The 20,195-nt window shown below is 65.3% G+C and carries 15 protein-coding genes; 9 read left to right on the top strand and 6 right to left on the bottom strand.

The window, feature by feature from the left end; all coding sequences use genetic code 11:
• Window positions 1-4: 4 nt before the first annotated feature.
• The 3 genes from MTX23_RS12325 to MTX23_RS12315 form a co-directional block, all read right to left on the bottom strand.
• Window positions 5-3,574, bottom strand: a complete 3,570-nt coding sequence (locus MTX23_RS12325; RefSeq protein ID WP_280976910.1) for an error-prone DNA polymerase — start codon at window positions 3,572-3,574, stop codon at window positions 5-7.
• A complete protein-coding gene (locus MTX23_RS12320; protein WP_280976909.1) occupies window positions 3,571-5,055 on the bottom strand; it encodes a DNA polymerase Y family protein in 1,485 nt (494 codons plus the stop codon). Before MTX23_RS12320 ends, MTX23_RS12325 begins: the two co-directional genes overlap by 4 nt.
• 235 nt (window positions 5,056-5,290) lie before the next feature.
• A complete protein-coding gene (locus MTX23_RS12315) occupies window positions 5,291-6,085 on the bottom strand; it encodes a DNA repair protein (protein WP_280976908.1) in 795 nt (264 codons plus the stop codon).
• Window positions 6,086-6,341: 256 nt separating this feature from the next.
• Here MTX23_RS12315 and MTX23_RS12310 point away from each other — a divergent pair, with 256 nt between their 5' ends.
• Together MTX23_RS12310 and MTX23_RS12305 are read left to right on the top strand one after the other, a co-directional pair.
• On the top strand, window positions 6,342-7,766 hold the full coding sequence (locus MTX23_RS12310; RefSeq protein ID WP_280976907.1) for a UdgX family uracil-DNA binding protein: 1,425 nt from the start codon (window positions 6,342-6,344) through the stop codon (window positions 7,764-7,766).
• Between the two features lie 495 nt (window positions 7,767-8,261).
• Entirely contained in the window at window positions 8,262-9,872 is a 1,611-nt protein-coding gene (locus MTX23_RS12305; protein ID WP_280976906.1) for an inorganic phosphate transporter, read from the top strand.
• Window positions 9,873-9,984: 112 nt separating this feature from the next.
• Here the strand turns inward: MTX23_RS12305 and MTX23_RS12300 are convergent, their stop codons facing one another.
• The gene (locus MTX23_RS12300) at window positions 9,985-10,893 is read right to left on the bottom strand and encodes a LysR family transcriptional regulator (protein ID WP_280976905.1); all 909 of its coding nucleotides are present in this window, start codon (window positions 10,891-10,893) and stop codon (window positions 9,985-9,987) included.
• A gap of 138 nt (window positions 10,894-11,031) precedes the next feature.
• Here MTX23_RS12300 and MTX23_RS12295 point away from each other — a divergent pair, with 138 nt between their 5' ends.
• Window positions 11,032-12,213 (top strand): cytochrome P450, encoded by a 1,182-nt coding sequence (locus MTX23_RS12295; protein ID WP_280976904.1) that lies wholly within the window; start codon window positions 11,032-11,034, stop codon window positions 12,211-12,213.
• A gap of 24 nt (window positions 12,214-12,237) precedes the next feature.
• On the opposite strand, the gene MTX23_RS12290 is transcribed toward MTX23_RS12295, so the two are convergent.
• Together MTX23_RS12290 and MTX23_RS12285 are read right to left on the bottom strand one after the other, a co-directional pair.
• A complete protein-coding gene (locus tag MTX23_RS12290; RefSeq protein ID WP_280976903.1) occupies window positions 12,238-13,410 on the bottom strand; it encodes a M20 aminoacylase family protein in 1,173 nt (390 codons plus the stop codon).
• Between the two features lie 163 nt (window positions 13,411-13,573).
• Entirely contained in the window at window positions 13,574-14,344 is a 771-nt protein-coding gene (locus MTX23_RS12285) for an IclR family transcriptional regulator C-terminal domain-containing protein (RefSeq protein WP_280976902.1), read from the bottom strand.
• Window positions 14,345-14,508: 164 nt separating this feature from the next.
• On the opposite strand from MTX23_RS12285, the gene MTX23_RS12280 reads away from it, so the two are divergent.
• From MTX23_RS12280 to MTX23_RS12255, 6 genes are all read left to right on the top strand, one after another.
• On the top strand, window positions 14,509-15,000 hold the full coding sequence (locus MTX23_RS12280) for a MaoC family dehydratase (RefSeq protein ID WP_280976901.1): 492 nt from the start codon (window positions 14,509-14,511) through the stop codon (window positions 14,998-15,000).
• 11 nt (window positions 15,001-15,011) lie between these two features.
• Entirely contained in the window at window positions 15,012-15,464 is a 453-nt protein-coding gene (locus MTX23_RS12275; protein ID WP_280976900.1) for a MaoC family dehydratase, read from the top strand.
• Between the two features lie 300 nt (window positions 15,465-15,764).
• Window positions 15,765-15,962 (top strand): DUF3311 domain-containing protein, encoded by a 198-nt coding sequence (locus MTX23_RS12270; RefSeq protein ID WP_280976899.1) that lies wholly within the window; start codon window positions 15,765-15,767, stop codon window positions 15,960-15,962.
• Window positions 15,959-17,425 carry a sodium:solute symporter gene (locus MTX23_RS12265; protein WP_280976898.1) on the top strand — a complete coding sequence of 489 codons (1,467 nt, stop codon included), beginning with the start codon at window positions 15,959-15,961 and terminating at the stop codon, window positions 17,423-17,425. The genes MTX23_RS12270 and MTX23_RS12265 overlap by 4 nt, the downstream gene beginning before the upstream one ends.
• Before the next feature lie 187 nt (window positions 17,426-17,612).
• Entirely contained in the window at window positions 17,613-19,232 is a 1,620-nt protein-coding gene (locus MTX23_RS12260) for a GMC family oxidoreductase N-terminal domain-containing protein (protein ID WP_280976897.1), read from the top strand.
• A 4-nt stretch (window positions 19,233-19,236) separates the two neighbouring features.
• Window positions 19,237-20,175 carry an alpha/beta hydrolase gene (locus MTX23_RS12255; RefSeq protein WP_280976896.1) on the top strand — a complete coding sequence of 313 codons (939 nt, stop codon included), beginning with the start codon at window positions 19,237-19,239 and terminating at the stop codon, window positions 20,173-20,175.
• Window positions 20,176-20,195: the final 20 nt, after the last annotated feature.

The following is a 20,195-nucleotide window of genomic DNA, read 5'->3' as shown; positions in this document are numbered from 1 at the left end:
GACATCAATGAAAATCGCGCGACGGCGGCAGGATGCGGACGTTGCGCGGGTGGCGGATTTTTTGCGCCGGCGCATCGGCATGATCGCGGCGGTCGTCGTTGAGCGGCTCGACCAGCGCGGGGCCCACCGGCACCGGGTGCTTGCGGCTGAGGGAATCGTTGGCGAGACCGATCAGACCGTGGGAGCGATCGATCATGCGCCGCGCCACCAGATGGGTCACCCCTTCCGGGCTGCTCTGGATATAGCCCTCGACCAGGATCAGGCGCGCGCCCATCACCTCTTTCCGGTACTGCTCCATCACCTTTGGCCACACCACGATATTGGCGATGCCGGTCTCGTCCTCCAGCGTCATGAACACGACGCCCTTGGCGCTGCCCGGCCGCTGCCGCACCAGCACCACGCCGGCGCAACGAACGCGGCGGCGATCATTGTCGCGATTGATCTCGTGGCAGGCGACGACGTGCTCCTTCGTGAACATCTCGCGTAGGAACTCCATCGGATGGCCCTTCAGCGACAGACGGATGGTCTGATAATCGGCGACCACCTGCTCGGGGCGCGGCATCTCCGGCAGCGGCTTTGCGTTTTCATCCGGCTGCTCGCGCGCCGTCGCCGCCTCGAATAACGGCAGCGGCACGTCGTCCGGCAGCCGCCGCACCGCCCACAGCGCCGCGCGGCGATCGAGCCCGAGCGAGCGGAACGCATCGGCGTCCGCCAGCAGGATCAGCGCCCGCTTCGGCAGGCCGGTGTCGCGGGCGAAGTCTTCCAGCGAGGTGAAGGGCCGGCGGTTGCGCGCGGCGACGATGCGATCGGCCCAGTCTTTCTCTTGCTTCACCTCCCCCGCTCGCGGGGGAGGCCGCAGCGCGGATGCGCTGCGGGTGGGGGCTCTCTCCATAATGGGACTCGCGGAGACACCCCCACCCCAGCCCTCCCCCGCAAGCGGGAGAGGGAGTGCAAGCGTACCCCGGAACGACTGCTGAACTTCCTTCAGCCTCTGCTCGTCCGGATCCAGCCAGTGAAAGCCGTCGATCTGGCGGAAGCCGAGCCGCACGGCGCAATGATCGCCAACCTTCTCCTCCAGCGTGTTCTGCGCAAAGCTGTAGGAGACGTCGACCTCGCGCACCGTGACGCCGTTCTTGCGCGCGTCGCCGACGATCTGCGCCGGCGCGTAAAAGCCCATCGGCTGCGAGTTGAGCAGGCCGCAGCAGAAGGCATCGGGATGATGGTGCTTCAGCCATGATGAGATGTAGACGAGCTGGGCGAAGCTCGCAGCATGGCTTTCCGGAAAGCCGTAGGAGCCAAAACCCTTGATCTGGTCGAAGCAGCTTCTGGCGAAGTCCGGCGAATAGCCGCGCGCGACCATGTTGCCGATCAGCTTGTCCTCGTATTTGCCGATGGTGCCGAGGTTGCGAAAGGTTGCCATCGAGCGGCGCAGGCCGTTGGCCTCCTCGGATGAGAAATGTGCCGCCTCGATCGCGATCCGCATCGCCTGCTCCTGGAACAGCGGCACGCCGAGCGTCTTGTGCAGCACATTGTAGAGTTCGTCCGGCGGGCCGTGCTCGGGGGACGGTGATGGATAGCTTTCCTGCTCCTGCTTGTTTCGCCGGCGCAGATAGGGATGCACCATGTCGCCCTGGATCGGCCCCGGGCGCACGATCGCGACCTCGATCACGAGGTCATAGAACTCTCGTGGCTTCAGGCGCGGCAGCATGTTCATCTGCGCGCGGCTCTCGACCTGGAACACGCCGAGCGACTCCCCGCGGCACAGCATGTCGTAGACGTTTTTGTCGTCCTGCGGGACGGTGGCAAGCTCCCAGCGTTTGCCCTTGTGGCCGTCGATCAAGTCGAAGCATTTTCGGATGCAAGTCAGCATGCCCAGCGCCAGCACGTCGACCTTCATCATGCTGAGCGCATCGACGTCATCCTTGTCCCATTCGATGAAGGTGCGGTCGTCCATCGCGGCGTTGCCGATCGGCACATAGGTGTCGAGCCGGTCCTGGGTCAGCACATAGCCGCCGACATGCTGCGAGAGGTGACGCGGAAACTCGATCAGCTCGGTGGCGAGCTCGACCGCGAGATTGATCATCGCGTTCTTGGGATCGAGTCCGGCCTGCCGCACCTGCATGTCGTTGAGGCCCTTGCCCCAGCTGCCCCACACGGTATCGGCGAGCGCCGCGGTGACGTCCTCGGTCAGCCCAAGCGCCTTGCCGACGTCGCGGATCGCACTGCGCGGGCGATAATGGATGACGGTGGCGATGATGGCCGCGCGGTGGCGGCCATAGCGGCGGTAGACATATTGCATCACCTCCTCGCGCCGCGAATGCTCGAAATCGACGTCGATATCGGGCGGCTCCAGCCGCTCCTTGGAGATGAAGCGCTCGAACAGCAGATCGACCTTGGTCGGATCGACCGAGGTGATGCCGAGCACATAGCAGACGGCCGAATTCGCCGCCGATCCCCGCCCCTGGCACAGAATGCCCTGGCTGCGCGCATAGTGCACGATGTCGTGCACGGTGAGGAAGTAATGCGCGTATTTCAGCTCGGCGATCAACGCGAGCTCTTTCTTGAGAGTGGCGTGAAGCTTGGTGTCGATGTTGGCCACGCCGCCGAAATATTTGTCGACGCCGGCCCAGGTCAGGTCCTCCAGATGCTGCTGCGCGGTCTTGCCCGGCGGCACCGGCTCGTCGGGATACTGGTATTTGAGCTGGTCGAGCGAGAAGGTGATGCGCTCGGCAAAGCGCATGGTTTCCGTGATCGCGTCGGGCAGATCGCGGAACAGCCGCACCATTTCATGCGCGGGCTTGAGATGACGCTCGGCATTGGCCTCGAGCTTGCGGCCGACCGCCTCGATCGTGGTCTTCTCGCGGATGCAGGTCAGCACGTCCTGCAGCGGGCGGCGCGCCGGATGGTGATAGAGCACCTCGTTGGTGGCGAGCAGCGGCACGTCGGCCTCGGCGGCAAGCCCATGCAACTGCGCGAGGCGGCGCCTGTCGTCGCCGCGATAGAGCAGGCTTGCCGCGAGCCAGACGCCGTCGGCGGCGCTCTCCTTCAACCGTGCGAGCAGATCGAGCGCCTGCGCCGGATCGAAGCGATGCGGCAGCGCCAGCACCAGCAGCTGGCCTTCGGCGTAGTCGAGCAGGTCGGACAGTTTCAGATGACACTCGCCCTTCTCGATGCGCACGATTTCTTGTTTTGACGCGTTTTCTTCACGCGAACCGGTGTCCACTTCGCTTGAAAACGCTCTGTCGTCGTCGCCACGCTTGCCGCGGGTCAAGAGCTGGCACAGCCGGCCGTAGGCGGCGCGATCGCGCGGATAGACCAGGATGTCGGGTGTGCCGTCGATGAAGACGATGCGGGCGCCGATCAGGAGCTGGGGTGGATGCTTGACCTCGGCATTGTCGAGCTCCTTCCAGGCGCGCACCACGCCGGCCAGCGTGTTGTGATCGGCGATGCCGATCACGGGAATCCCGAGCTCGCTCGCCTGATGCACATAGGCGCGCGGATCGGAGCCGCCGCGCAGGAAGGAGAAGTTGCTGGTGATGCCGATCTCGGCATAGTCGGGCACGGGCGCTTTCATGCGAACAGCCCGTGCACATACCAGTTGGCGGGAACAGGCTTGCCGTCTTCGTCCCTCAGCTCGCTCTCATAGAGACCGTCGCGGAAGATCCAGAAGCGTTGGCCCTCGGCATCCTCGACGCGGAAGTAATCGCGGGTCAGCGGTTGGCCGTCCTGCTTCCACCATTCCATCGCGATGCGCTCGGGGCCCTCGACCCGCACCACCTCATGTCGCGCGCGGCGCCAGGTGAATTGATGCGGAGGGCCGTCGGGCACGGTCGCGAACGGCACCTTGATCGGCTCCGGCCGGTCGAACAGTCGCAAGGGGCGCAGCGGCGGCTCGCCCGCGACGCGCTCCGGCCAGGCGGCCGCGCTCGCGGCGGCGAGATGATGCTGCGCCGGCACCGCGAGCGCTGATCGTTCGGGGATGTGGCTCTCCAGCGGCAGATGCACGACCACGCGTTTGCCGCCGATGCGGGCGGCGATGCGGTCGATCAGCGCGGATACCTCGTCGCTGTCATGGACGGTGGCGTCGAGATCGCGCTGCTGCTGTACCACGAGCTCGGTGCGGCCGGCGGCGAGACGGATGAGATCGAAGCCGAAGCCGGGATCGAGCGGATCGTTGAGCGCATCGAGCCGCTCACGGAACAGGCGGTCGATCATCTCCGGCCGCGTCACCGGACGCCCGGTCTCGACCGCGATCGAGCGCACCGCGCCGTCGGTGCGGAAGAAGCTCGCCTCCAATTGCCGCGCGCCCTTGCCCTGCTTGTCCATCGCCGCGACCAGCATCCGGGCGAGGTTTTGCAGCGTCAGCGCGATCACGGTGTCGGTTGCAACAGGCTCGGGGAAACGCTTTTCCACGATGTAATCCGGCAGCGGCTTGCGCGGGCTGATCGGGGCATCGCCCTGCCCCAGCGCATGACTGAGCAGCGTGGTGAACGCGGCGCCGAACCGCGCCGAGATCTCGTGCGGTGCGCGCGCGGCGACATCGCCGATGGTCTTCAAGCCGGCGCGACGCAGGCCGGTCGTGATCGCGGCATCGGCGCCGAGCGCGGAAACCGGCAGCGGACCGACGGCCTGGGCCTCCTCGCCATCGGCTGTGATTTTCCCCGAGGCATGCCGCGTCAGCGTGCGCGCCGCAATCGAGGTGCCTGATATTGCGGCACTAACGGCAAAGCCGCGGCGGCTCAGCGCGTTCGTCGCGATCTGCAGCAGCGCGCGCTCGCCGCCGAACAGATGCGCGCAGCCGGTGATGTCGAGGAACAGGCCGTAAGGCGGATCCAGCGCCACCAGCGGCGTGAAGCGGTCGCACCAGTCGGCGATGTCGTTCAGCGTCTTCAGATCGGCGGCGGGATCGGCGTCGTAGACGGTGAGCTCCGGGCAGATCGCGCGCGCATTGGCGAGCGGCAGCCCGATCGACAGCCCCGCGCGCACCGCGGCCTCGTCGACGGCGTGGAGCAGGATCGCGTTGTGATCCTTTGCGACCACGACGCTGGGTGCCACTTGCGCTTCTGTCTCATTCCCTCCCCCCTTGCGGGGGAGGGGCAGGGAGAGAGGTAAGCCACATACGCCGGCGTCCGTGGTACCCCTCTCTCCAACTCTCCCCCGCAAGGGGGGAGAGAGCCCTGCCACCTCCCGAGTGGAAACTCTCTCCTCACGAAGAGCATCGCTCGTGGCGAGACCCCCACCCCAGCCCTCCCCCGCAAGCGGGAGAGGGAGCCCGACGACCTCCCGAGCGTCAACTTGCGAGACGCTGCGCTGTGCGAGCTTCCGCTTGATGCGGTCGATGGGCAGGCGTGGCAGCCACAGGCTGAGGATACGCCGACGGTTCACTGAATTGGCACTCATCACATTTCCATTCCATGATCCATCGCCCGACCGGGCCATGACGATTGCGCACGAGTTTGGCGTCGAAGCGCGGCGCGCCCCAGGCGCTGGCGGCGGTGCCAGGCGGCGAATGCGCCGCGCGCACGATCCAGCGCGTCTCCGCGGTCGAGGGGGTCGGGCTCGCCGCAATCCGCAGCACCAGCGCGGTGACGCCAGAGGCTTGCGCGGCCAAGGTCAATTTGCGGCTGGCGACGAGATCGAGCTGACGCACATTGCCCCAGACCTCGAGCACGACCGCGCCCAGCGCATCGCAGGCGAGCGCGTCGGCCGTGGTGCGCAACGCGGCATCGACATCGGCGGCGCGCACCGTGACGAGCAGGCGCGGATCGAGGCCGAGCTCGGCAAGCCCGCTCATCGACAGCGCGCCGCTTTCAAGATCGGAAAAATCCTGCCGCACCCAAACCAGCGGCTTGCGCGGTGACATCAGTCCGGCAAGCCCCGCGATGAAGCCGGTCGCGGCCCCGCCCTGATGGCCGCTCGCGAACACCTCATGCAGCACTGCGGGCACAAGTCCGCCGCGCAGCATCGCATCCGCGCCCACATGCCCGAGCGCGACGCGGTTCAGTATGGTCGCATCCGATGGCGCCTCGATGCGCGCGATGCTGCCGCGCAGGGACGCAAGCGTGCTCATGCGTGCGCCGTTCATAGCGCCGCTCCTTCCCAACCAAGATTTGAAGCCGTCACTGGTCTGAACAGAGAACCAGGGTCTGGCTCATTTGTTCATGGTATGTTCTAATATAAAGCTAACAGGACCGGCGGAGTCAATCGGATTGGTGGGATCGCCGATTCATGAGCGAAATCAAGGAGATTCAAGCGCGTCGACGCGGCCCTCACATCCTCTCCCCGCGTCACCGGACGCGCGGGCCCCGAAATGACGGCGAGACGGAAACGGAGCAGATCGCATGCATATCATCATGCTCGACAGCGACACCGATTTCGAAGGCTGGCGCAAGGCCGCGCGACGACTGGCGCTGAATGACGTGAGGCCATCTGATGTCGCGTGGACGGTGCGCGGCAAGGCCGAATTGTTTTCGTCATCTCACGCGAACGACCTGCCCGATGCGCCGCATGCGACGTTCAACGTCCCCGCCAGCTTCGTCGAGCTGGCAAGGACCGCGATCCTGCATCGCCATGACGAACGCTTCGCCCTGCTGTATCGCCTCGTATGGCGGCTGCGCAGCCATCACGATCTGCTCAGCGCGACGATCGATCCCGAGGTCGCCGAGGTTAACGCGATGGCGCGCGCGGTCTATCGCGACATGGACAGGATGCACGCGCTTGTGCGCTTCCGCGAAATCGGTCGCGAGAAGGCGCATTACGTCGCTTGGTTCGAGCCGGAGCATCACATCGTCGAGCTCGCCGCGCCCTTCTTCGCCAGCCGCTTCGCCGACATGCCGTGGTCGATCCTGACCCCCGACGTCTGCGCGCATTGGGATGGGCATGCGATCTCGATCACCTCCGGCGTTGACAAATCCGAAGTGCCGACCGAGGAGCGGCTCGAAGAGATCTGGCGGCGTCATTACAGCGGTCTTTTCAATCCCGCACGGCTGAAAGTGATGGAGATGCCGCAGGCCTATTGGAGGAACCTGCCCGAGGACTCGATCATTAAGCCCTTGCTCGAAGACGCGATGCGGATGACGAGCGGCGCCTTCATCGCAAACAAGGCGTCGAAACCGCAGGCGCCGCAAAAACCGCAGGACACGCCGATGGCCCGCAGAGACGCCCACGACACGATCGCGACGCTACGCGCCGAAGCCGCCGATTGCCGGGCCTGCCCGCTGTGGAAGGATGCAACCCAGACCGTGTTCGGCGAAGGGCCGCAAAGCGCAACCCTGATGCTGGTCGGCGAGCAGCCCGGCGACAAGGAAGATCTCGCCAGCAAGCCGTTCGTCGGTCCGGCCGGATTGATGCTCGATCGCGCGCTGGACGAGGCCGGCATCGACCGCGGCAAGGTCTACATCACCAATGCGGTGAAGCATTTCAAATTCGTGCCGCGCGGCAAGATCCGGCTGCACCAGAAGCCGAGCACGTCGGAAATCCGCGCCTGCCGTCAATGGTACGAGCGTGAACTGGCGGCCATCAAACCGGAACTGGTGGTGGCGCTCGGCGCGACGGCCGCACAGGGCGTGCTCGGCAAGATCACGCCGATCAACAGGAACCGCGGCCGCCTGATCGACCATGATGGAACCAAGGTGCTGGTCACCGTGCATCCCTCCTATCTGCTGCGGCTGCCCGATGAGGAGACCAAGGCGAAGGAATATCAACGCTTTGTCGACGACCTGAAAATCGCGGCCGGCTTGCTGCGCCGTTCCGCTCGCGCGGCCTGATGTGCCCGCGCAACAACTCGTCCCCGAAATTCACACCTTGATGTGAAAAGTCAGAAACGGGCCGAGAAAAACCTACAACCTTTAATTGATCCATGATAGTATCACAGGCTCAATAGGCATTGGGCGTCATGTTCACGCCATGACGTACCCTGAGGCCAGCGCGCTGCGCGGTTCGACTAGCCCCAACCGCGTGGCGCGCGACCTCTACCCGCCGGCCCGCCGGATCCTTTGGCCATACGCTGCCTGATCCTTCCAACGCAGCCTCCGCGGTTTCCTGGTCCGCAAGACGCAGTCCGCACCGGCGTCTGCAATCAGTGACGTTTGTTACTGATGTTACTGAAGATTGCCGCGTCTGAAATCTTCAGGGCCTGTGCGTGGATTGCATTGCAAGCAATGACTCGACCCACGCCATTATGGCCGACCGGCCGCGCCGGATTTCAATTGCTTGTCATGTGCATCGATCAAAATCGGCGCCATTGCAATAGGAGATTACCCATGAGCGACGTGGCGTTACCCGGCTCGATCGAACCTGCCTTGAAGAAAGGTCCCGATCTCGACAAGGGCTTTCACCCACTGACCGGCATCATCTACATGGGCGTGGTCTCGGCAGCGCTCCTCTTCGTCGCCTACAGCATCTACGCTGACATCGACGCCACTGGCGCTCGCGTCACCTCCTATCTCCCCTTCATCCTGCTGTTCGTCGCCCTGCTGATTGCGCTCGGCTTCGAATTCGTCAACGGTTTCCATGACACCGCAAATGCGGTCGCGACCGTGATCTACACCCGCTCGCTGCCCGCCCACGTTGCCGTGGTCTGGTCGGGCATGTTCAACCTGTTCGGCGTGCTGCTCTCGAGCGGCGCGGTCGCGTTCGGCATCGTGTCGCTGCTTCCGGTCGAGCTGATCCTGCAGGTCGGCAGCAGTGCGGGCTTCGCGATGGTGTTCGCGCTCCTGATCGCCGCCATCATCTGGAACCTCGGCACCTGGTGGCTCGGCCTGCCGGCCTCGAGCTCGCACACCCTGATCGGATCGATCATGGGCGTCGGCATCACCAATGCGCTGTTGCGCGGCCGCGACGGCACTTCGGGTGTGGACTGGTCGCAGGCGGTCAACATCGCCAAGGCGCTGCTGCTGTCGCCGCTGTTCGGCTTCGTGCTCGCGGCCCTTCTGCTCTACGTCCTCAAGGCCGTGCTGCTGCGCGCGACGCCCAAACTGTTCGGCGAGCCGGTCGGCGACCAGCCGCCGCCGTGGTGGATCCGTGGCATCCTGATCCTGACCTGCACGCTGGTCAGCTTCTTCCACGGCTCCAATGACGGCCAGAAGGGCATGGGCCTCATCATGCTGATCCTGATCGGCACCGTGCCGACCGCCTATGCGCTGAACCGCGCGCTCCCGAGCAGCCAGATCGAGCAGTTCGCCGCGCATTCGGCTGCGGCCAGCAAGGTCATCGAAGGCAAGGCCTCCGGTTACAACGTGATCGGCAACCCCCGCCCCGCCGTGACCAACTATGTCTCCCAGCACCAGATCAACGAAGGCACCTTCCCGTCGCTCGCCGTGCTGGTCCGCGACATCGGTCAGCAGGTTGCCCAGTACGGATCGCTGGCCAAGTTTCCGGCTCACGCGGTCGGCAACACCCGCAACGACATGTACCTGGCCTCCGAGGCAATCCGCTTCCTGATGAAGGACAAGGAAGCCGAGCTCTCCGCCGCCGATGTCGCCACGCTGAACGAATACAAGGGCTCGCTCGACAACGCGACGAAGTTCATCCCGAGCTGGGTGAAGTTCGCCGTCGCCATCGCGCTCGGCCTCGGCACCATGGTCGGCTGGAAGCGCATCGTCGTCACCGTCGGCGAGAAGATCGGCAAGACCCACCTGACCTATGCGCAGGGCGCTTGCGCCGAGATCACGGCGGCCGCGACCATCGCTGCCGCCGACGGCTACGGCCTGCCGGTTTCGACCACGCACGTGCTGTCATCGGGCATCGCCGGCACCATGGCGGCCAACGGGTCCGGTCTGCAATGGACGACGATCCGCAACATCGCGATGGCGTGGGTGCTGACGCTGCCGGCCGCGATGATCCTCTCGGGCGTTCTGTACTACGTGTTCTGACGACAACGCCGTCGGCGCGATGCCCCGCGCCGGACGACAAGGCCCGCACCATCCGGTGCGGGCCTTGTGCATTTGGCGCGTGAAGCAATGGCCACCGCGCAGGGCCGGATGCTCAGGCGGCGTAGCCCTTGGCCACCTCGGCGAGCAGACCGCGCGCCCATTTGTGCAAGCCTGACTTGGCGGTCCTGGCGCTCCAGTACATGTCGATCGAGATCGGCACCCGGAACGGCAGGGCAGCGACATGCAGCCCGCCGCGCATCGCGCGCGCCAGATGATACGGAATGGTGGCGACGAGCCGGGTGCCGGCGATGATGCGCTCCAGACTGTCATGATTGGGAAGGGTTACCGCCGGCTCCAGCGCAATGTCCTTGGCCTTGAGAACATCGAGATAGAGCGGCTGCCACTCGCCGCTATGGGTCACAAAGACATGCTGCGCCCTGGCATAGGCCAACAGCGCGACGCGACCGCGCGCGAGCGGATTGTCCGGATCCATCACACAAACATAGTGATCAGTAAGAATGTGGCGCCGATAGAAGCTCCCGCCGACGATCCCGACCGGACCAAGGACGATGTCGCACTGGTTCTGCTTGAGATGGACGTTGCCATGTCCGGCGGCATCGAGCAGCACCAGCCGCGCCTGCGGCGCGCTCGCGCGCAGCCGGGCGCAGAATTGCGGGATCAGCGTCTGGCGTTCGTGATAGTTGCAAGAGATCGTCACGGTGCCCTGCGCGACGGCCGGGTCGAACTCGGCCGGCACGGCAAGCCCCTCCATCTCGCCGATCATGTCCCGCGCCCACGCGACCAGCGCCGCGCAGCGCTCGGTCGCGCTGACGCCATTGCCCTGGCGGACGAACAGCGGATCGCGCAGCACGCCGCGCAGTCGTTCGATCGCGTAGCTGATCGTCGACTGATTGACGTCGAGCCGCTTGGCCGCAGCCGAGAATGACTGCAGGTCGTACACCAGCACCAGCGTCCGCAAGCTCCCGATGTCGATCGGATCGATCGATGAATTGCCCGCCACCCGTCGCCTCCCGCGTTGGCCGGTGCCCGCAGCCTATCACATGTCATGCAGAATTTCGATGGCCTGAATTGGCTCTATCGAATTGAGCGATTACGCGCCCGCGGCTAGCCTTTGCAAAAAAGCCGCCCGGGAGGATCAATGACCAGCACCATGCCCGTCGTCACGGATATCTCGTATCAGGATCTGCTCGACGACCCCTATCCGATCTTTCGCCGCCTGCGCGCGACGGCGCCCGCCGTGTTCGTCGAGACGGCGAAGCTGACGCTGGTGACGCGCTTCGACGACATCACGAAGATCGAGCGCGATCCGGCAACCTATTCGGCCGACAACCCCACCTCGCTCGTCAACAAGGTGATGGGGCCGACCTTCATGCGCAAGGACGGCGCCGAACATGCGATCGGCCGCAAGGCGATCGAACCGTCCTTCCGGCCCGCGATGGTCAAGGAGCATTGGGCGCCGAAGTTCACGGCGATCTGCGAGCGATTGATCGACGCGCTCGCCGGCGCGGGCGAGGCCGATCTGTTCAATGCGCTTGCCGCACCGATGGCGTCCCTCAGCCTGATGGAGATGATCGGCTTCGAGCCGATGCCGTGGCAGACCCTTGCCGAATGGTCGCAAGCGCTGATCGACGGCGCGGGCAATTATGCCGGCGATCCCGAGATCGAGCGCAAGGCGATGCAAGCCGGGGCCGCCGTCGACGCCGCGATCGAGGTGGTGCTCGATCATCACCGCAGCCATCCCAATCCCTCGATCCTGTCGTCGATGGTCAATGCCGATCCGCCGATGTCGATCGAGGCTGTCAGAGCCAACATCAAAGTGATCATCGGCGGCGGGCTGAACGAGCCGCGTGACGCGATCCTCACGCTCGTGCTCGGCCTCCTGGAAAATCCGGCGCAGAAGAGAAGCGTGCTGGCGAAGCCGGAGCTGTGGCCGGCCGCGCTCGAAGAAGCGGTGCGCTGGATCTCGCCGATCGGCATGTATCCGCGCCGCGTGACCCGCGACGTCGATCTTTCCGGCGTGACGCTGCCGCAGGACCTTCAAATCGGGCTCTGCATCGGCGCGGCGAACCGCGACGACAAGCGGTTTGCCGACCCTGACAACTTCGACGTCTCGCGCCCCAAACAGTCGCATTTGGCATTCGGCGCCGGGCCGCATTTCTGCGCCGGCACCTGGGTCTCGCGGCTCACCGTCGGCAAGATCGTGGGGCCGATGCTGTTCGAGCGCCTGCGCAATTTGCGGCTCCGCGACGACGCCCCGCCGGTCGTGCGCGGCTGGGTGTTCCGCGGGCCGGTCTCGCTGCCGGTGAGGTGGGATGCGTGAGGCAGCAATGACGACTGGGAGAAATCACGCCGCCAGCGCGTTCTCCACGATCTTCACGAAATACGATGTGCCGTAAACGATCGCCTCGTCATTGAAATTATAGGCGGGATGGTGGAGGCCCGCGCTGTCGCCGTTGCCGCAGAAGATGAAGGCGCCGGGCCGCGATTCCAGCATGTAGGAGAAATCCTCGGCGCCCATCAGCGGCGGCATCTCGTGCACGTTGGCGGCGCCGGCGACTTCCTTCGCGACGTGGGTCGCGAATTCGGTCTGCGAACCGTGGTTCACGGTGACCGGATAACCGCGCTCATAGGTGAGATCGATTTTCGCGCCGGTCATCTTCGCGACGCCGTCGACCACCTCGCGCACGCGCTTCTCGACGAGGTCGCGGACCTCCTTGGTCAGCGTGCGCACGGTGCCGCGCAGCTCCGCGGTCTGCGGGATCACGTTGCGGGCGTTGCCGGCATGAAATTCGCACATCGAGATCACCGCGGAATCGAGCGGATCGACGGTGCGCGAGACGATCTGCTGCAGCGCGGTGATGAGCTGCGCACCGACCAGCACGGAATCGATGCATTTGTGCGGCCGCGCGGCGTGACCGCCGTGCCCCTCGATCTTGATGTCGATCGCGTCGGTTGCGGCCATGATCGGGCCGGTGCGGATCGCGAACGAGCCGATCGGAATCCCCGGGCCGTTGTGCATGCCGTAGACCTGCTCGATGCCGAAACGGTCCATCAGGCCGTCCTTGATCATCGCGGCGGCTCCGGCCCCGCCCTCCTCGGCCGGCTGGAAGATCACGACGGCGTCGCCGGCGAAATTGCGCGTCTCGGCGAGATAACGCGCGGCGCCGAGCAGCATCGCGGTGTGGCCGTCATGGCCGCAGGCGTGCATCTTGCCGGGCGTCTTGGAGGCGTAAGGCAGGTTGGTTTCCTCGTGGATCGGCAGCGCATCCATGTCGGCGCGGAGCCCGATCACCTTGATGTCGCCCTTGGCGGGTCCCTTCTTGCCCTTGATCACCCCGACCACGCCGGTCTTGCCGACGCCGGTCACGACATCATCGCAGCCGAACTCCCTCAACCGGTCAGCCACGAATGATGCAGTGCGATGCACGTCATAGAGCAGTTCGGGGTTTTCGTGGATGTTGCGGCGCCAGGCCTGGATATCGGGTTGCAGATCGGCGACGCGGTTGACGATGGGCATGAGAGTTCTGACCTCGAAGGTTGGACTGCAGTTATCCTCTCTAGCATGCAAGGACCGGTCCACCCAACGGCTGTGGCATGCCTTAGACCGGGTCCGGCGGAGCAGCAAATGCAGAGCCGACCGACCGCCGGTTGCGCGCGCGGCGCAGCCCGGATGATTTCGGCTAACCCGACGTGAGCATCTGGCTGCGGATTTCCTGTGCGGTGCGGCGCAGCGGAAGCAAATATTTCTTGCGCGCGCCGGCCTCGCTGACCGTGCCCGAGATGGTGTTGACGCTGAGCGCTGCGACCACCGCGCCGGCCGGATCGCGCAAGGGCACCGCGATGCCGCAGATCGCCGGATCGAGTTCGCCGTCGACCCAGGCATAGCCCTCGCTCTCGACGCGCGCGAGCAGCACGCCGAGCCGCGCCGGATCCGTGATCGTCCGCGGCGTGACCTGCCTGAAGGTGCCGGAGGCGAGATAGGTGTCGCGGCTCGCGGGCGGCAGCGCCGCGAGCAGCACGCGGCCGAGCGATACCAGATGCGCCGGCAGGCGGCTGCCGACGCCGAGATTGGCCGAGAGGATACGGCGCGCGGGCAGGCGCAGCGCGTAGACGATTTCGTCCTCGTCGAGCACGGCCATGGCGCAGGACTCGCCGATCTCGCTGCGCAGATTTTCCAGCGCGCGCTGCGCATGCGCCCAGTACGGCAGAGCGTTCAGGTAGGACAGGCCGAGCCCGAGCGCGCGCGGCCTCAAGCTGAAATAGCGTCCGTCGGAAGCGCAATATTTCAGCGCCACCAGCGTCGCCAGGATGCGGCGCGCGGTGGCGCGGTTGAGGCCGGCGGTATCCGCTGTTTCCGCCAGCGTGTGCCGTCCCGGCGGCTTCCCGAGCGCCTCGATGATCGAGAAGCCGCGCGCGATCGCGCGTACGAAGCCGTCGCTCTCTTTGCTCATGGCGTCATTTTGTTGGGGGCGTCGTTTTGCTCATGACATCGCAGCCCGCATGGCAGCCCGCACGTGAGCGGCTCTCCGCGCTTGTCAGGGTCCCCCGACCGCGCTAGCGTCAGTTCAAATAGCGAATGAATAGTTCGCCTGGCGAACTAGCAGGAGAAACAGAGATGGCGCAAGCGGAAAGTTCTGCGGCCGGCACCTTCGAAACCGATTTCTGGAAGGACGCGAAGCTGCGCAAGGTCTGGGACGAGATCGTTCCGGGCGAGCCGCGCAAGACGCTGCCCTACAAGCTGACGCAGGAGGCGATCGCGCTGTATTGCCGCGCGGTCGGCGAGACCAATCCGCTCTATCTCGACGAAGCGGTGGCGAAGGCCGGCCCCTATGGCGGGCTGATCGCGCCGCCCTCGATCCACATCCTGTTGATGTTCGCCTGCACGCCGGCCGACGACTGGATGCGCTCGCCGGGCACCGTCAATGCCGGACAGTCCTGGAGCTACAACATCCCTGCTCGACCCGGCGACACCATCACGCTGCAGGCCCGCGCGCTCGACAAGTTCATCAAGCGCGAGCGGCTGTTCGTGGTGCACGACAACGTCTTCTTCAACCAGCATGGCGACGTGATCTGCTCGGGTCGCGGTCAGACCATCCGTCCGATGTAAGGAAGTTCAGGATGACCACAGTGAATTTCGATCAGCTCAAGGCGGGCGACACCATCGACGGTCCCGCGTTTGCCATCTCGCGGGAATCCATCCGCCTGTTCTGCGATGCCTCGCTCGACTACAACCCGCTGCATCTCGACGACGACTACATGAAGGGCAATTTCGGCAAGACCAATTTCGGCGGCATCATCATGCACGGCATGAACAATTTCGGCCTGATCTCGCGCATGCTGACCGACTGGGCGATGCCCGCGGGCGCGATCCATCGCCGCCTCGAGACGCGCTGGCTGAAGCCGGTGAAGCCGGGCGACACGGTCCGCCCGGCCGGCACCATCAAGGCCAAGCAAGTGACGACCAAGTCGCGCTGGGTGCTGGTCGATGTGTCCGTGCAGAACCACCGCGGCGAAACGGTTGCAGCCGGCGAAGCAATGCTGGAGTTCCCGGCGAGCGCGAAAGCGGGCTAACGGAGTGCGCTGAAGCAGCGAACTCCACTTCGCCTCTCCCCGCCTGCGGGGAGAGGCCGGAACGGATCGCCAGATGCGTTCTGGGTGAGGGGGAGCCTCCACGAGCGCAGCTATCACCGCGTTTGCCGAGACAGCCCCCAAGCGTTCCCAGGCCCAGGCAGGAGGTCGCGCTGGCCGAACCCGGTCGTCCCTGAATAGCCTCCCCGCCCCGCCACCAACCTGAAGCTTTCGCAACCATTCGGAACGCCGGGAACTTTCGCGAATGAGATAGGTTCTCACTGCAAACCAGAGGCCTCGTCCATGCGCAGCATCCGCTGGCTCGCCGTTGCCCCGTTCCTCGCTCTCCTCGTCGGTCCGTTCTTCGTCAACCGGGCGACGCCGCTCATCCTCGGCCTGCCGTCCCTGCTGGCCTGGATCGTGGTGTGGATTCTGCTCACCTCCCTCATCATGGCCGTGATCTACGCGGCCGATCCGATCAACCGGGAGGACGAGCCATGAACGCAGCACTGCCCTTTATCGCCGCCGCCGCGCTGCTGGCGCTGGTCCTCGGCTTTCTCGCCCGACGCGGCAAGGACATGAACCTCGAGCAGTGGACGGTCGGCGGACGCGGTTTCGGCGCGATCTTCGTGTTCCTGCTGCTCGCCGGAGAGATCTACACCACCTTCACCTTCCTCGGCGGCAGTGGCTACGCTTACGGCAAGGGCGCGCCGGCCTATTACATTCTCGCCTATGGTACGCTCGCCTACGTGCTCTCCTATTTCATGCTGCCGCCGATCTGGCGCTACGCGAAGGAGAACCGGCTCTACTCGCAGTCGGACTTCTTCGTGCACAAATACGACAGCCCGACGCTCGGCGTGATCGTCGCGCTCGTCGACATAGCGGCGCTGATCCCCTACCTCGTGCTCCAGTTCAAGGGGCTCGGCATCATCGTCGAAGTCGCCGGCTACGGCGCGATCTCCTCGACACTTGCGATCTGGATCGGCGCCGCCATCGTCGCCGCCTACGTGATGGTGTCGGGCGTGCACGGTTCGGCATGGACCTCGGTCGCCAAGGACACCTTGATCCTCGGCATCGTGATCTTCCTCGGCATCTATTTGCCCTATCATTATTACGGCGGACTGGGGTCGATGTTCGCGGCGATCGAGCAGGCCAAGCCGGGATTCATCGTGCTGCCACCGCACGGCGAGAGCCTGTGGTGGTTCTCCTCGACCGTACTGCTCACCGCCCTCGGCTTTTACATGTGGCCGCACACCTTCGGCTCAATCTACACCGCCAAGAGCGCCACGGTGATCCGCAAGAATGCGATCGTGCTGCCGCTTTATCAGCTTATCCTGCTGTTTGTGTTTTTCGTCGGCTTCGCGGCGACCCTGCAGGTCCCGGGGCTCACGGGCTCCAACATCGATCTTGCGCTGTTCAAGCTGTCGGTCAAGACGTTCGATCCCTGGTTCGTCGGCGTGATCGGCGCGACCGGCGTGCTCACCGCACTGGTGCCGGGCTCGATGATCCTGATGACCGCCGCGACATTGATCGCCAATAATCTCTACCGCGCTGTCAAGCCGTCGGCCGATGACGAGCAGGTATCGCGGCTTGCGAAGATCCTGGTGCCGCTGGTGGCGCTGGTTGCGGTGTTCTTCACCTTGAAGGGCGGGGAGACCATCGTGGCCCTCCTGCTGATGGGCTACAGCTTTGTAACGCAGCTGTTTCCCGCCCTGGTGCTCAGCCTCGCGCACCGCAACATCGCCACGCGCGAGGGTGCGGCGGCGGGCATCATCGCCGGCGTCGCCACGGTCGCCGTCGTCAGCCTGAGCGGTGCAAACTTCCACAAGCTGTCGTGGCTGCCGGCCCAGGTCCAGGACCTCAACATCGGCATCGTCGCACTGGCGGTGAATCTCATTGTGCTGATTGCGGTCAGCCTGACGATGCGGCTCGCCGCGGCGCCGGCGCGCGCTGCCGCGGAATAAGTCCGAGAAAGCGACGCGAAACCAGACATCGCTGATGTTCTGAGAGAGGCCATCCGCGTCGGCTTTGGCGATTCGCAGCATGTCTGGTAAGTGGGTAATCTCGGGCTTGACGCCGCAGATTTCGATTCAGGCTGACGAGATATCGGTCTAATAGTCTGAGCAAAGATGACCGCCGGGAAACGAGGACATGCCGCGAAGGCTCGAGGGTGATTTCGACTACATTGTCGTCGGCGCGGGTACGGCCGGCTGCATCATGGCCAACCGCCTGTCGGCCGATCCGAACAAGCGCGTGCTGCTGCTCGAGGCCGGCGGCAAGGACAACTGGATCTGGTTTCACATCCCGGTCGGCTATCTCTTCGCGATCGGCAATCCGCGCTCGGACTGGATGTTCAAGACCGAGGCCGAGCCCGGCCTGAATGGCCGCGCACTGAGCTATCCGCGCGGCAAGGTGATCGGCGGCTCGTCGGCAATCAACGCCATGATCTCGATGCGCGGACAGGCCGCCGATTACGATCACTGGCGCCAGCTCGGGCTCACTGGCTGGAGCTACAGCGACGTGCTGCCGGTGTTCAAGCGGCTCGAGGATCACTTCCTGGGCGAAAGCGAGCATCACGGTGTCGGCGGCGGCTGGCGCATCGAGGCACCGCGGCTGTCGTGGCAGGTCCTCGATGCGGTCGGTGATGCCGCGGAAGAGATGGGCATCAAGCGCATCCCGGACTTCAACACCGGCGACAACGAAGGCACCAGCTACTTCCATGTCAACCAGAAGCGCGGCCGGCGCTGGTCGTCGGCACGCGGCTTCCTCAAGCCGGTGCTCAATCGCCCCAACCTGCGGCTGGAGACCAATGTGCTGGTCGACCGCCTGATCATCGAGAGCGGCCGCGCCGCCGGCGTGCTGTTCCGCCAGGGCAACGATGTGGTGGAGGCGCGCGCGAAGGGCGAAGTGATCCTCTGCGCCGGCTCGATCGGCACGACGCAAGTGCTGCACCGCTCCGGCATTGGCCCGTCCGAGTGGCTGTCACCGCTCGGCATAGATATCGTGCTCGATGTGCAGGGCATCGGTCGCAACCTACAGGACCATCTGCAGCAGCGCGCGATCTACAAGGTCTCGGGCGTTCGCACGCTGAACGAGACCTATTACAACCTGGTGCGCCGCGGCCTGATGGGGCTCGACTACGCCTTCCGCCGTCGCGGTCCGCTGACCATGGCGCCGTCGCAGCTCGGCATCTTCACGCGCTCCGATCCGACGCGATCGCGCGCCAACATCCAGTTCCATGTGCAACCGCTGTCGCTCGACAAGTTCGGCGATCCGCTGCACCGCTTCCCTGCGATCACGGTGAGCGCCTGCAATCTGCAGCCGACCTCGCGCGGCACCGTGCGCATCCGTTCGTCCGCGCTGGATGACAAGCCGTCGATCGCGCCGAATTACCTCTCGACCGACGACGACCGCCAGGTCGCGGCCGATGCGATCCGCACCACGCGGCGGCTGATGAAGCAGAAGGCGCTGGAAAAGTACCACCCTGAGGAATTCCTGCCCGGCCCCTCCATCGGCGACGACGATGCCGCACTCGCAAAGGCCGCGGGCGACATCGGCACCACGATCTTCCACCCCGTCGGCACCGCGAAGATGGGGACGGCCAACGATCCCCTGGCGGTCGTCGACGAGCGTCTGCGCTTCTACGGTCTCCACGGCCTGCGCATCGCTGACGCCTCCGTGATGCCGACGATCACCTCGGGCAACACCAACACGCCGACCGCGATGATCGCCGAGAAGGCTGCGGGAATGATCCTGCAGGACGCGCGATAGCTCGATGACGCAGCCGCACCGCATTGTCGTGGGCCGCGCCGAGGCGCCGCTTGCGCTGGCACAATGGGGCGAGCCCGCCTCAGGCAAGCCGCCGGCGCTGCTGCTGCACGGCACCGGATTTGTCGCCGAGGTCTGGACCGAAGTCGCGGCGGCGCTGGCGTCAGACTACACGGTCTACGCGCTCGACCGTCGCGGCCATGGGCTCAGCCACAAGCCGCCCGCCGATCGCTATCACTTCCAGGATTTTGCCGAGGACGTCTGCACAGTGGTCGAGAGCCTCGACTTCCGTTGCATCTTCGGCATCGGCCACAGTGCCGGCGCCACCGACCTGTTGCTCGCGGCGAAACTGATGCCCGGACGCTTCGCGCACCTGTTCGTGATGGAGCCGACGGTGATGGATCCGCGCACGCGGCGCACCGGCGGCCTGAGCGAGTTAGCCATGGCATCGGTGCAAGGCGTGCTGCGCCGCCAGGCCGAATTCGACAGTCCGGACGTCCTGTTCCAGCGGCTGCGCAAGGCGCCGGCCTTCGCGCCATGGACCGAGCCTGCGCTCTGGGCCTATGTCCGCCACGGCTTCGCCGAGCTCGACGATGGCCGCATACGGCTGCGCTGCACGCCCGAGATCGAATCCGCGCTGCTCAAGCCGATCTTCCAGGCGATGGAGCAGACCTATAGCGGCGATACGCGCGGCAATCCGTTTCCCTGGCTGTCCGAAATCAGCTGTCCGGTCCGCATCGCCACCGCCGAGCAGTCATGGCCGATCTACAAGGAGATGGCCGCACGTGCCGCCGCGCTGATCCCGCATGCAACCCGGTGGACATTCGAGGGCATCGGACACTGCGTCGCGCAGGAAGCGCCCGATCGGCTGCTCAATGCGCTCAGGACGTTCACCGCTGAAGTCGATGGGCACCCGCGCAACGATCCGGCGCCATCGTCGTTGTAACGGCGTGACCAGCAGCCGGG

It is taken from the genome of Bradyrhizobium sp. ISRA436 (assembly GCF_029910015.1).
In the GTDB taxonomy this organism is placed as follows: Bacteria; Pseudomonadota; Alphaproteobacteria; order Rhizobiales; family Xanthobacteraceae; genus Bradyrhizobium.
Note: the sequence above shows the minus strand (reverse complement) of the source record. Positions and strands in the feature narration are given on the sequence as shown.